Raw genomic sequence first — 12,743 nt, forward strand, 5'->3', positions numbered from 1 at the left:
GAAGGGATGTGCCACTCCGGAGCCCGCGCGGGCACCCTTGCCCGCATATACCCTCAGGGGGTATCTTTCAGTGTCGGGTACCCCCCGGCCGTATGAAGAACTGGATGCGAAGGAGTCGGACATGCCCACCACCACCTACACCGTCACCGGGATGACCTGCGGGCACTGCGTCAGCTCCGTCAAGACCGAGATCGGCAAGATCGACGGCGTGACCGGAGTCGAGGTGGATCTCGCCAGCGGCGCCGTCCGCGTCGACAGCACAGCGCCGATCGCCGACGCCGATATCGTCGCCGCCGTGGACGAAGCGGGCTACGAAGTCGCCGTCTGACCCGGTCGCACCCAGCGGCTCCGCGCACCGGCCCAGGCCGGTAGCGGGGCCGCTGCCGTGCCCACAGCGCTACGCCTGGGCTGCCAGCCGGACGAACGCGGCGGTGTCGAGGGTTTCGCCGCGCGCGGTCGGAGCGATGCCGGCTGCGAGCAGGCGGCGCTCGGCTTCGGCGGGCGACCCGGCCCAAGTGGCGAGCGCCGCGCGCAGCGTCTTGCGGCGTTGCGCGAAGGCGGCGTCGACGACCTCGAAAACACGGCGGCGATGCTCGTCGTCCATCGGCCACGGCGGCTCGGCGAAGCGGTCGATCCGGACCAGACCGGACTCGACTCGCGGGACCGGCCAGAACACTTGGGTGCCCACCGCCCCGGCCCGCCGGACCTTCCCGAAGAAGCCCGCCTTCACGCTGGGCACGCCATAGATACGGCCGCCGGGCTCGGCGGCAAGGCGATCGGCCACCTCGGCCTGCACCATCACCAGGGCGACCGCGATGCCGGGCAGTTCGGCGAGCAGATGCAACAGCACCGGCACGGCCACGTTGTACGGGAGATTGGCGACCAGCGCGGTCGGCGCGGCGGGCAGGTCCGCGGCGGTGACGCGCAGCGCGTCCGCCTCGACCACCGACAGGCGCGACGCGAGTTCCGGCGCCCGGTCCGCGACGGTCACCGGAAGGTGGCTCGCCAGCACGGGGTCGATTTCCACGGCGACCACCGAGTCCACCACGTCCAGCAGCGCGAGGGTCAGCGAACCGAGACCTGGCCCGACCTCGAGCACCACATCGCCGCGCCCGACGCCCGCGGCCGCGACGATCCGCCGCACCGTGTTCGCGTCGTGCACGAAGTTCTGCCCGAGCTGCTTGGTCGGCCGCACCCCGAACCGCTCGGCGAGCACCCGCACTTCGGCGGGCCCGAGCAGCGCCGCACTCCCACGAGCGGAAATATCAGGTTCGGACACCTCGAGAATCTATCAACCGGCGGCGCGACGTCTCCCCCGCGTCAGCCGATGCCGAGGCGACCGGTGCACGCGGGCCAGGCGCCCCAGCCCTGCCGCTGCCGGGTGATCTCCGCGATGGCGATCTGCTCTTCCCGGGTGGCCAGGTCCGCGCGGGGGGCGTAGCGCAGCCCGCCCTGACGCTCCCAGGTGCCCTGATCGAACTGCACGCCGCCGTAGTAGCCGTTGCCGGTGTTGATCGACCAGTTGCCGGTGGACTCGCAGCGGGCCAGCGCGTCCCAGATGTCGCCGTCCCGCACCGGGGGCACCTCGGTGCCCGGCTTGGCTCCCTTGCGGACCGTCTTCGGCTGCGCCGCCACGGTCACCGTCGAACCGACCGCCTGCCGGTCGACTTCCTGACCGTTGACCATGGTGACCGCGAACGTGACGTTCTGGACGCCGGGAGCGCCGGGGGACTCCACCACCGTGCGGCTCATGTTCATGGTCGGGTCCTCGATGACGTTCTCCGGCGGATCCAGCGGCAGCGTCTCGGTGCGCTGTTCGACCCGCTTGCGCGTCACGGTGACGCGCAGGCCGTTCGTCAGCGGCGTGGACGCGGCCGGTTCCACGGAGTCCTGCTCGATCAGCGGGATGCCGGTCACCTCGAGGAACTTGCCGACGGTGGGTGCGGCGGCGCGCACGTCCACCGGGTTGCCGATGCCGTCCACCAGCGAGACCACCCGCGGCGTCGCGATCGTCAACGACGCGCCCTGCAGCGGGAGCCGCTCGTCGCGGGCGGGCGAGACGTAGACCTCTTTCGGGATCTTCAGCTGCTCGAGCGCCTCCCCCGCGGTCACTCCGGTGGTCCAGACCTTCTGCGTCAACCCGTCGACCGACAGATCGACCTCACGCGCGCGGTTGAGCGTGATGGTCGCGCCGTCGGCGATGTGCGCGGCCAGGGCCGGCGCCACCTTGTCCCGGTCGGTCACGGCGAAGCCCGCGGCCTTCAGCACGCCGCGCACGTCGCGCGACATCGTGGTCTGGAAGAGCTTCTCGCCGTCCACGACGACGGTCACCGTCTTGCGATTCACGATCGCGAGGCCGGCGCCGACGATCAGCGTCAGCAGCAGCGCGCCGACCGCGATGTGCAGCAGCGGCGAACGCGACTGGTTGATCCGCGTGAAGGGGGACATGGTCACAGCACGATAACGAGGGGGTAGGGCGCCGACAACAGCAAGCTCCGGAACAGCGCCTTTTCAATATCACGATCGAATATCGACCCCGCAGGTAAATCACGAAACGGAACGCCGAAAGTGACATAGAACACATTTCGTGTACACCGATGCATTACGGGCAGTGACGCCCCACGCGGACGCGTGTGACTCGGCGGGCGTCCCGCTCAGATCCGGTAGACGCGCCGCGCGTTGGCGGTGGTGATCTTCGCCAATTCCAGCGGATCCTGTTCGCGCAACTCGGCCAGCGCGCGCACGGTGTACGGCAGGCAATACGGCTCGTTCGGCGCCCCGCGGAAGGGGTGCGGGGTCAGATACGGGGCGTCGGTCTCCACCAGGATCTGGTCGTCGGGCACCACCTTGGCCGCTTCGCGCAATTCGTGCGCGTTCTTGAAGCTCACCGTCCCGGAGAAGCTCAGGATGTAGCCCTCGGCCACGCACGACAGCGCCATGTTCGTGTCCGAGGAGAAGCAGTGGAAGATCACCCGCTCCGGCGCGCCCTCGTCCAGCAGCACGGTCAGCAGATCGTGATCGGCTTCGCGGTTGTGGATCATCAGCGGCTTGCGCACCCGCTTGGCCAGGTCGATGTGCCAGCGGAAACCCTCGATCTGGGTCTCGATGTCGGCGCAGCCCTCCAGCTTGCCCGGCCAGTAGTAGTCCAAGCCGGTCTCGCCGACGGCGACCACCCTCGGGTCGTCGGCCAGGCGCTCCAGCTCGGCCTTCGCGTCGTCGTCGAGCGCGTTGGCCCTGGTCGGATGCAGCGCGACGGCGGCGAACACGCGATCGTCCCACTGCGCGGCCCGCACCGCCCACCGCGCGGCATCCAGGTCGTCGGCGACGGTGACCACCCGGCCGACGCCGACCGAGGCGGCCCGGTCGACGATCGCCGCGGTGGACGCCGCGTCGGTCGCGCCGCAGGCGTCCAGGTGGGTGTGCGCGTCCACGATCGGCGACAGCGGCTCGGGCAGCTCCGGCGCGGCGCGTTTCGCGCTCATCGGCGGCCACCCCGCCACACGGACGGTGGGACGCGCGAAGCGGCGACGGGCATATTCACGCGAGCGAAAGAATGCACGCGCATTACAGTAGACACACCATGAGCGCAGCTGACCGCCCCGCCTTCTACATCACCACGGCCATCGCCTACCCGAACGGCGCGCCGCACATCGGGCATGCGTACGAGTACATCTCGGCCGACGCCATCGCCCGCTTCAAGCGCCTCGACGGTTACGACGTGTTCTTCATGACCGGCACCGACGAGCACGGCCAGAAGATGCAGCAGGCCGCGGCCGCCGAGGGCATCCCGGTGGAAGAGCTCGCGGCGCGCAACTCCGACGTGTTCGAGGCGCTGGACAAGACGCTCGACATCTCCTTCGACCGCTTCATCCGCACCACCGACGCCGACCACCAAGAGGCCAGCGTCGCCATCTGGGAGCGGATGCTGGCCAACGGCGACATCTACCTCGGCAACTACTCCGGCTGGTATTCGGTGCGGGACGAGGCGTTCTACACCGACGAGGAGACCACGGTGCTGGAGGACGGCACCCGCATCTCCACCGAGTCCAAGACGCCGGTCACCTGGACCGAGGAGTCGAACTACTTCTTCCGGCTGTCGGCCTACCAGGACAAGCTGCTGGCGCTCTACGAGGAGCATCCGGAGTTCATCGCGCCGGCCACCCGGCGCAACGAGATCGTCAGCTACGTCAAGGCCGGCCTGAAGGACCTGTCCATCTCGCGCACCACCTTCGACTGGGGCGTGCCGGTGCCCGGCCATCCCGACCACGTCATGTACGTGTGGGTGGACGCGCTCACCAACTACCTCACCGGCGTCGGCTTCCCGGACACCTCCTCCGCCGCCTTCGGCAAGTTCTGGCCCGCCGACGTGCACATCATCGGCAAGGACATCACCCGGTTCCACACCGTGTACTGGCCCGCGTTCCTGCTCTCGGCCGGAGTGGAGCTGCCGAAACGCGTGTTCGTGCACGGGTTCCTGTACAACAAGGGCGAGAAGATGTCCAAGTCCGTCGGCAACGTGGTCGACCCGCTGGAGCTGGTGGAGAACTACGGCTTGGACGCGGTGCGCTTCTTCCTGCTGCGCGAGATCTCCTACGGCCAGGACGGCAGCTACAGCCACGAGGCCATCGTGAGCCGGATCAACAGCGACCTGGCCAACGAGTTCGGCAACCTGGTGCAGCGCAGCACCAAGCTGGTCGCGCGCGACTGCGGCGGCGTGGTGCCGACGCCGGGCGAGTTCACCGACGACGACCGCGCCCTGCTGGATCTGGCGGGCGGCCTGCTGGAGCGCTGCCGGACCGAATTCGACGCACAGCAGATGCATCTCGCCCTGGAGGCGATCTGGCTGACCCTGGGCGAGACCAACCGGTACTTCTCCGCGCAGGCGCCGTGGGCGCTGGCGAAGTCGGGCACCCCGGAGGATCTCGCCCGCGAGGCCACCGTGCTCTACGTGACGCTGGAGGTGCTGCGCATCGTCGCCATCCTGGTGCAGCCGGTGATGCCGGGATCGGCGGGCCGCATCCTCGACCAGCTGGGGCAGCAGAGCCGCACGTTCGCCGACATCGCGACGCCGATCGAGCCGGGGCTGACGCTGCCCGCGCCGGAACCGGTGTTCCCGAAGTACGTCGAACCGAAGGACTGACCCCTTCTCGCCTGCCGTAACGGCAACGCGCACAACGCTTTCCGGTGTTCCGCGACGGCATGCCCACGGGTGGATCCACCTGCCTTCCCGCCGTGGAATGCGTTGTCGGATAATGAAACACCGGTTCGCGGCCTGGCGACGCCCCGGACCGTGTGCGATCGGTACGACGACGTTCCGTTCGGAATCGGTTCCGGCACAGAGAGGGCACTTATGGGCCAGCAGCACGCGACGGCATCCGTTCACCGGTCCGGTTTCGCCGAACGGCATCGGGCGGCACGCGAGGCCGTGCTCACGTCGCAGCGCGGCAGGCTGGTCGAGGCCATGGTGGAGTCGGTCGACAACAAGGGCTATCCGGCCACCACCCTCACCGACATCGTTGCCAGAGCCAGGGTTTCGCGGACGACCTTCTACGACCACTTCGCGAACAAAGAGGAGTGCTTCGCCGAGGCCGTGCACACCGGCGTCGACATCATGGCGACCAGGATCGCCGACGAGCTGGCCCAGCTGCCGCCGGACGCGGACGCCTACGCGAAGATCGAATCCATCGTCGTCACCTTCTGCCAGACCGTCGCCACCGAGCCGGATTTCGCCAGGCTGGTGCTCGTGGAGTCGTTCAAGGTGAACCAGGAGGCCGTCGGCTATCGCGATCTGGCCGTCGACCGCTTCGCTCAGCTGTACCGGGTGTTCTACGACGAGGCGCGCGCGACGGACCCGGCGCTGCCCGAGCTGTCCGACGGCCTGATCGCCCTCATCCCGGACGCGATCGGCGAGCGGACGCGGCGAGTGATCGTCTCCGACGGACCGGCGCGCGTCCCGGATCTGGCGCCGCTGTTCGTCCAGTTCGTCATGAGCGCGCTCGGACTGCCCGTTCCGTCCTGATCGAGACGGCGTGTGCGCTCGGCCGGTGCGCCGCCCGCCCCACCGGTCGCCCGGTGGGGCTCATCGCGAGAGCGTTTCTCACTTCCAGCGGTCGAGCAGGGTATTGATCTCCCTCGTCAGCGCGGCCTGCAAGAACGGGCCGAAGGTGATCCGCGCGACGCCTTGGTCGGCGAGGGCGGCCTTGTCGGCCTGATCGGGGAGGACGGTCGCGCTGATCGGCAGCGGCAGTTCACCGGTCAAGCGGCGCATGTCGGCGTCGGCGTGCCTGCCCACCGGGAACAACACGTCCGCGCCCGCCTCGGCGGCCAGCCTCAGCCGCTCGATCGCGCGGTCCACCCGGTCGGCCTCGTCCCCGTCCTGGCGCAGGAGCAGGTCGGTGCGCGCGTTGATCACCAGGTGCACGCCCGCGGCGTCGGCGGCCTCGCGCAGTCCGTGCACGAGGGCGGCGTGTTCCTCGCCCGTGCGCAGGCGCTTGCCCTCGCTGTGCACGGTGTCCTCGATGTTCAGTCCGATCGCGCCCGCCTCGAGCAGGCCGTCGACCAGTCGCGCCGGCTCCTGCCCGTAGCCCGACTCGATGTCGACCGACACCGGAACGTCCACCGCCGCCGTGATCTGCCGGACCCGGGTCAGCGACTCGTCGAAGGTCATCCCTTCCCCGTCCGAGCGGCCGATCGAATCGGCCAGCGGATGACTGCCGACCGTCAAGGCCGGAAAGCCCGCCGCCACGGCGACTTTCGCGGACCAGGCATCCCACACCGTCGGGAAGACGCCCGGATCACCCGGCACGTGCAACCCGAGAAACGTCGTGGCCTTGCTCTCCAGAGAAGTCATACCGATGATCATGCCCGCCGCCCGCGCTCCGGGTCGACCACCCCGCGCGGAGGAATCCGCGGCGGCTAGGAGGTGCGGCGCGCGGCGAGGACCGCGTCGTAGAGCTCGCGCCGGGAGACGGCGTGCGCGGCGGCGACCTCGGCGCAGGCGTCCTTCAGGCGCAGGCCCGTCGCGGCGCGGGATTCGACGGCGTCCACCAGGTCGGCCGGGTCCACGGCAGCGGGCTTGGCGCCTGCGAGCACCACGGTGATCTCGCCGCGTGCGCCCTCGACGGCCCACTCGGCCAGTTCGGCCAGCGTCCCCCGGATCACTTCCTCGTAGGTCTTGGTCAGCTCACGGCACACGGCGGCGCGGCGGTCGGCGCCGAGGATCTCGACCGCGTCGGCCAGGCAGTCGGCGAGCCGATGCGGCGCCTCGAAGAAGACGCAGGCGCGCGGTTCGGCGACCAAGCTGCGCAACCATTCCCGGCGCTGGCCGGATTTGCGCGGCGGGAAACCGTCGAAGCAGAACCGCTCCACCGGCAGGGCCGACAGGGCCAGCGCCGTGGTCACCGCCGATGGCCCCGGCAGACAGGTCACCGGCAGGTCCCGCTCCACGCACGCCGCCACCATGCGGTAGCCGGGATCGCTCACCGACGGCATGCCCGCGTCGGTCACCAGCAGGACCGTGCGGCCGTCGGCGATCTCGTCGAGCAACATCGGGATCCGCGCGGTCTCGACGTGATCGTAGAAACTGACCACCCGGCCGGAGATCTCCACGCCCAGCGCCTTCGCCAGCGACCTGGTGCGACGGGTGTCCTCGGCGGCGACGACATCGGCCGTGGACAGCGCATCGCGCAGCCGCTGCGAGGCGTCACCGACATCGCCCATCGGCGTCGCCGCGAGCACCAGCCCGCCCGCCGTCTCGTTGACCACCGCACTCCTGTCCGCATCATGTAACCGCCCCACCCGCAGCCTATCCACCGACGCGACCCGGGCAGATACCGGCGGCAACGAGGGGCAGGCGCACCGGCAACCCGTCCGGCGCCACCCAACCGGTACGGCCTGAAGACCCGCAGAGGCGAGGCCGCATACGATCGGAGGCGTGACCCAGGTGACCGACCAGCGCGCGACCGCACGGTTCACGTCCGTGCCCTCCTGGTCGAGCCCGGGACCGCTGCGGCCGCCACGCGACTTCGGGCCGACCGACCGCGCGCGCGGCTGGCTGGTGACGGCGTTCCTCACCGCGATCGCGGCGGTGACGCGCTTCACCATGCTCAATTACCCGACCGACGCGGGCACCCCCGTGTTCGACGAGAAGCACTACGCCCCGCAGGCCTGGCAGATGCTCACCGGCGGCTGGGTGGAGGACAACCCCGGTTACGGGCTGGTGGTGCATCCCCCGGTCGGCAAGCAGTTCATCGCGATCGGCGAGGCGATGTTCGGCTACAACGGCTGGGGCTGGCGGTTCACCGCCGCGCTCGCCGGCACACTGCTGGTGCTGCTGGTCATCCGGATCACGCGGCGGATGACGCGGTCGACGCTGATCGGCGCGATCGCGGGCATCCTGCTGATCGCCGACGGGCTGACCTTCGTCTCCTCGCGCATCGGCATGCTGGACATCTTCATGGCGCTGTTCGTCACCGCCGCCTTCGGCTGCCTGATCGTCGACCGCGACGAGGAGCGCGCCCGGTTCGCGCGCGCCGACGCGGAGGGCCGGATCGGCGTGACCGACTGGGGGCCGCGCCTCGGGGTGCGCTGGTGGCGCTTCGGCGCCGGCGTGCTGCTCGGGCTGGCCTGCGGGACCAAATGGTCCGGGATCTATTTCATCGCCGCCTTCGGCTTGATGAGCGTCTACTTCGACCTCTCGGCGCGGCGGCTCTACGGCGTGCGCCGTCCCTGGCTCGGGGTGGCGCTGCGCGACATCGGGCCCGCGCTGTACGCGCTGGTGCTCGTGCCGCTCGGCGTCTATCTGGCCAGCTACTGGGCCTGGTTCGCGAGCGAGACCGGCGTGTACCGGTACATGCCGGGCAATCCGTCCGCGCCGACGGATCCGATCGGCACCGGAGGATTCTGGTCGCACGTGGTGCCGGGCGCACTGCGTTCGCTCTGGTATTTCAATGCCAGATCGCTGGAATTCCACACGGAACTGACCAATTCGGCGGGCAACCATCACCCCTGGGAATCCAAGCCGTGGACCTGGCCGATGGGCTTGCGCCCGATGCTGTACTACTACGCCGACAGCGGCGTCACCGGGTGCGGGCAGACCCAATGCGTGAAGGCCGTGATGCTGATCGGGACGCCCGCCATCTGGTGGGTGGCCTTCCCGGTGCTGGCCTGGATGCTGTGGCGCGCCGTGGTCCGGCGCGACTGGCGCCACGGCGCGGTGCTGGTCGGCTACGGCGCCGCGCTGCTGCCCTGGTTCGCCACCCTCGACCGGCAGATGTACTACTTCTACGCCGTCCCGATGGCTCCGTTCCTGGCGATGGGCGTGGCGCTGGTGCTCGGCGACGTGCTCGGCCCCGCGCGGGCGAGCACCATCCCACGCAGCCCCGCCGGGACCTACCTGCCCGCTCCCCCGAACGAACGCCGCAGCCTCGGCCTCCTCGCGGTCTGCCTCTACCTGGGCCTGGTGATCGCCAATTTCATCTGGCTGTGGCCGATTCTCACCGCGCTACCGATCACCCCGGCCAACTGGCACGACCACCTCTGGCTGCCCAGCTGGAGGTGAGAGGTGTGACCAGCCCGTCGCGAAGACGGCGATCAGCCCGGGCAGACGGCCGGACACCTCAACCTTCCAGCGCCGCCTGCACGTAGCGGAGGGCGGTGGCGTCGTCCAAACCCAGTCTGCGCACGGTCGCGACGTACGCCGTGGCCGCGCGGCCCGCCACGTCGCGGGTCGGGTCTCCTGAGGAGGCGATGAACGAACCTTGCCTGCCCCGGGTTTCGACCACCCCGTCCGCCTCCAGCTCGCGGTAGGCGCGTGCCACCGTGTTGGGGGCGAGGCCGAGTTGGGCCGCAAGGGCGCGGACGGTGGGGATCTTGGTGCCCGCGGTCAGCTCGCCGGAGCGCACCTGGGCGATGATGCCGAGGCGTAGCTGCTCGTAGGGCGGCACAGCGGAGTCGTGCGAGACCGTGATGGTGAACATGCCCGCGCTCACAGCTCGTCGCGCGACAGCGGGCAGGACAGGCAGCGCGGGCCGCCGCGGCCGGAGCCGAGTTCCGAGCCGGGGATGCGCAGCACCTCGATGCCTTCGTCCTCCAGTCTGGCGTTGGTCATCTCGTTGCGCTCGTAGGCGACGACCACGCCAGGAGCGAGCGCGAGGGTGTTGTTGCCGTCGTCCCACTGCTCCCGTTCGGCGGTGACGCCGTCCAGCCCCGTGTCGATCACCCGCAGCTTGCCGATGCCCATCGCCTCGGCGGCCGCGGGCAGGAACGGATCGGGGCCGCTGATGTCGACCCGGCCGCTGCCGAGCCGTCCGCCGTAGTCGTCGGCCTTGCGGATGGTGAAGGCGCACAGCGATTCACGCACCGCCGGATACATCACGATGGCGTCGGCGTCGACCATCGTGCACACCGTGTCCAAATGCATGGTCGCTCGGGTCTGCGCGATCGGCACCACCAGCACGGTGTGGGCGAGGTCGTCGTCGAACAGGCTGCGCGCCAACGCTTCCGCCCCCGCGGGCGAGGTGCGCTCGCCGACGCCCACCGCGACCACACCGTCCGACAGCAGCAGCACGTCGCCCCCTTCGATCGGAGCGGTATGCGATTCGTACGCCCGGCGCACGCCCAGGAAGCGGGGATGGAACGCGTAGATCAGATCGGTCAGCGAGGTCTCCCTGGCCCGGGCGGGCAGCGCCAGCGAGGTGATCGCGACGCGCGGCCCCACCCAGAACGAGGAATCCCGGGTGAACAGCAGATTGGGCAGCGGATCGATGACGAAGTCGCCGCCGTGGTGCATGCGGCGCACCAGCGAGGTGGCGTCGGGCCCGAACGGCAACTCGTCGAAGGTCATCCCCGCCATCAGGATCTCGGCCAGTTCCCGCGCGGGCACGCCGCGCAGGTAGGCGGCCAGTTCGTCGGCCAGCGTGTGTCCCAGCCTGCGCGCGTCGACGGCAGCCGAGATGCCCTGGATCCGCGCCGCGCCGCTGACCTCGATGGTCTCGGCGAGCAGGTCCGACAGCAACAGCACCTCGGTGCCGCGGCCGCGCAGGACGTCGGCGAACGTGTCGTGCTCCTGCTGTGCGCGCTCCACCCACGGGATGCCGTCGAACAGCAACTGATCGTTGTTGCGCGGGGTCAGCCTGCGCAGTTCGTTGCCAGGCCGGTGCAACAGCACCGTACGCAGCGTGCCGACTTCGGATGTCACGGCCAAACGCGCGCCCTCCCGCGCGGACACAGCATCTGCTCCCATGATCGAACCGTAGTGCGCCGCGGCCGGGAGAGCACGGAAATTCCGGCTTCGGCGTGCGGATCGCCATGCGATCGGCGAATCCGATCCGACACACCCTAACCTCAAGTATTGTTGAGGTGATTGGGAGGAGCGTGCATGTCGACAGCAGCCGATTGGCGGGCGAAAGAGCTGACCCCCGGGCAGCTCTCCGAGCGTAGTGGAGTCGCGGTCTCCGCGTTGCACTTCTACGAACGCGAAGGGCTCATCACGAGCAGACGCACCAGCGGGAATCAGCGCAGATATGCCCGCGAGACCTTGCGCCGCGTGGCGTTCATCCGCATCTCCCAGCGCGTCGGCATACCGCTGAGCGAGATCCGCGCCGCCCTCGATCAACTGCCGGAAGGCCGCACGCCCACCCGGCGCGACTGGGAGACCCTGTCCACCACCTGGCGCGCCGACCTCGACGACCGGATCACCCAGCTGATCCGGCTGCGCGACAGCCTCACCGGCTGCATCGGCTGCGGCTGCCTGTCCCTCGGCACCTGCCGCCTGGTCAACGAGCACGACCGGCTCGGCGCCGAAGGCCCCGGCGCGCGGGTGCTCGACGTGCAGCTCAACTGCCCGTCGAAGCCAACAGCCTGCTGAACCGCGCGCTGGTGCGCCGCATCAGGAACTCGTAGGGAAAGGCGAACTTGCGCTTCCACCAGTAACCGAAACGGATGTCGAACGAGCTGTAGATCAGGAACCGATTGCGTTCGATCCCGCGCAGTATCGCCGTGGCCACCCGCTCCGGCGGCACCGCGTGCTCGGTGAACGCCGCGGTGAGCCGCTTGATCTTCGGGTCCTCTTTGTTCACCCCGACCAGCTCGACGCTGTGCACCAGCGGAGTGTTCACCGCGCCGGGCGCCACCAAGTGCACCGAGATGCCGTGCTGCGCCAGATCCACCCGCAGGACCTCGGACACGCCGCGAATGCCGAATTTGCCCGCGCTGTAGGCCGCGTGCCACGGCAACGCGAGCAGGCCCGCCGCCGACGACACGTTCACCAGCGCACCGCCATTGCCCGCGCGCACCATGGGCGGCACGAACGTCTCGATGACGTGGATCGGCCCCATCAGGTTGACCTCGACCATGCGCCGCCAGTGCTTGTGCTCCAGGTTCTCCACCGTCCCCCAGACCGACGTGCCCGCGATGTTCATCACGACGTCCAGGCTGCCGAGGTCCGCGTGCACCCGGTCGGCGAAGGCGCGCACGGCGTCGTAGTCGGTGATGTCCAGCGCTCGCGCCGCGGCGACGTCCCCGCCCGCCGCGCGGATGTCCGCCACCGTGGCGTCCAAGCCCTCGGCGTTGATGTCGGTGAGCACCAGATGCGCCCCCTGCGCGGCGGCGGCCAGCGCGGTGGCCCGGCCTATGCCGCTCGCCGCACCCGTGACCAGCACCTTCGCATCGCGCACCGTCGTTCGACCCGCTCGCCCGCGACCTCTACCCAGCAACTGCGCATCCCATCTCGAATCGCCGAATCG

Annotated in this window: 13 protein-coding genes; 5 read left to right on the forward strand and 8 right to left on the reverse strand. The window is 69.8% G+C overall.

Annotation, left to right across the window (positions count from 1 at the left end; genetic code table 11):
* Positions 1-121: 121 nt before the first annotated feature.
* Positions 122-328, forward strand: a complete 207-nt coding sequence (locus ACWDMM_RS06780; protein ID WP_195082461.1) for a heavy-metal-associated domain-containing protein — start codon at positions 122-124, stop codon at positions 326-328.
* Positions 329-397: 69 nt separating this feature from the next.
* Here the strand turns inward: ACWDMM_RS06780 and rsmA are convergent, their stop codons facing one another.
* The 3 genes from rsmA to ACWDMM_RS06795 all read right to left on the reverse strand — a co-directional run bounded on the left by rsmA (position 398) and on the right by ACWDMM_RS06795 (position 3,482).
* Positions 398-1,279 carry a 16S rRNA (adenine(1518)-N(6)/adenine(1519)-N(6))-dimethyltransferase RsmA gene (rsmA, locus tag ACWDMM_RS06785; RefSeq protein ID WP_357103774.1) on the reverse strand — a complete coding sequence of 294 codons (882 nt, stop codon included), beginning with the start codon at positions 1,277-1,279 and terminating at the stop codon, positions 398-400.
* A 41-nt stretch (positions 1,280-1,320) separates the two neighbouring features.
* Entirely contained in the window at positions 1,321-2,448 is a 1,128-nt protein-coding gene (locus ACWDMM_RS06790; protein ID WP_357103777.1) for a transglycosylase family protein, read from the reverse strand.
* Positions 2,449-2,654: 206 nt separating this feature from the next.
* Positions 2,655-3,482 carry a TatD family hydrolase gene (locus ACWDMM_RS06795; protein ID WP_195082459.1) on the reverse strand — a complete coding sequence of 276 codons (828 nt, stop codon included), beginning with the start codon at positions 3,480-3,482 and terminating at the stop codon, positions 2,655-2,657.
* A gap of 71 nt (positions 3,483-3,553) precedes the next feature.
* Here ACWDMM_RS06795 and metG point away from each other — a divergent pair, with 71 nt between their 5' ends.
* Entirely contained in the window at positions 3,554-5,140 is a 1,587-nt protein-coding gene (metG, locus tag ACWDMM_RS06800) for a methionine--tRNA ligase (RefSeq protein WP_323124156.1), read from the forward strand.
* Between the two features lie 210 nt (positions 5,141-5,350).
* Entirely contained in the window at positions 5,351-6,019 is a 669-nt protein-coding gene (locus tag ACWDMM_RS06805; protein WP_195082457.1) for a TetR/AcrR family transcriptional regulator, read from the forward strand.
* Positions 6,020-6,097: 78 nt separating this feature from the next.
* Here the strand turns inward: ACWDMM_RS06805 and ACWDMM_RS06810 are convergent, their stop codons facing one another.
* Together ACWDMM_RS06810 and rsmI are read right to left on the reverse strand one after the other, a co-directional pair.
* Positions 6,098-6,850, reverse strand: coding sequence for an isocitrate lyase/PEP mutase family protein (locus ACWDMM_RS06810; protein WP_195082456.1), 753 nt, complete (start codon positions 6,848-6,850; stop codon positions 6,098-6,100).
* 65 nt (positions 6,851-6,915) lie between these two features.
* Positions 6,916-7,764 (reverse strand): 16S rRNA (cytidine(1402)-2'-O)-methyltransferase, encoded by an 849-nt coding sequence (gene rsmI / locus ACWDMM_RS06815; RefSeq protein WP_323124155.1) that lies wholly within the window; start codon positions 7,762-7,764, stop codon positions 6,916-6,918.
* A 169-nt stretch (positions 7,765-7,933) separates the two neighbouring features.
* On the opposite strand from rsmI, the gene ACWDMM_RS06820 reads away from it, so the two are divergent.
* Positions 7,934-9,559: a dolichyl-phosphate-mannose--protein mannosyltransferase gene (locus ACWDMM_RS06820; RefSeq protein ID WP_195082455.1), complete on the forward strand. Its 1,626-nt coding sequence runs from the start codon at positions 7,934-7,936 to the stop codon at positions 9,557-9,559.
* Between the two features lie 58 nt (positions 9,560-9,617).
* Here ACWDMM_RS06820 and ACWDMM_RS06825 read toward each other — a convergent pair whose 3' ends face one another.
* Both ACWDMM_RS06825 and arcA read right to left on the reverse strand, forming a co-directional pair.
* Positions 9,618-9,977 (reverse strand): GntR family transcriptional regulator, encoded by a 360-nt coding sequence (locus ACWDMM_RS06825; RefSeq protein ID WP_195044206.1) that lies wholly within the window; start codon positions 9,975-9,977, stop codon positions 9,618-9,620.
* Between the two features lie 8 nt (positions 9,978-9,985).
* Positions 9,986-11,242: an arginine deiminase gene (gene arcA / locus ACWDMM_RS06830; protein ID WP_195082454.1), complete on the reverse strand. Its 1,257-nt coding sequence runs from the start codon at positions 11,240-11,242 to the stop codon at positions 9,986-9,988.
* A 135-nt stretch (positions 11,243-11,377) separates the two neighbouring features.
* Here arcA and soxR point away from each other — a divergent pair, with 135 nt between their 5' ends.
* Positions 11,378-11,866: a redox-sensitive transcriptional activator SoxR gene (gene soxR, locus ACWDMM_RS06835; protein WP_449936394.1), complete on the forward strand. Its 489-nt coding sequence runs from the start codon at positions 11,378-11,380 to the stop codon at positions 11,864-11,866.
* On the opposite strand, the gene ACWDMM_RS06840 is transcribed toward soxR, so the two are convergent.
* On the reverse strand, positions 11,835-12,674 hold the full coding sequence (locus ACWDMM_RS06840; protein WP_357208026.1) for an SDR family oxidoreductase: 840 nt from the start codon (positions 12,672-12,674) through the stop codon (positions 11,835-11,837). The two genes, soxR and ACWDMM_RS06840, sit on opposite strands and share 32 nt — an antisense overlap.
* Between the last annotated feature and the right edge of the window lie 69 nt (positions 12,675-12,743).

This window comes from Nocardia sp. NPDC003726, assembly GCF_053586955.1.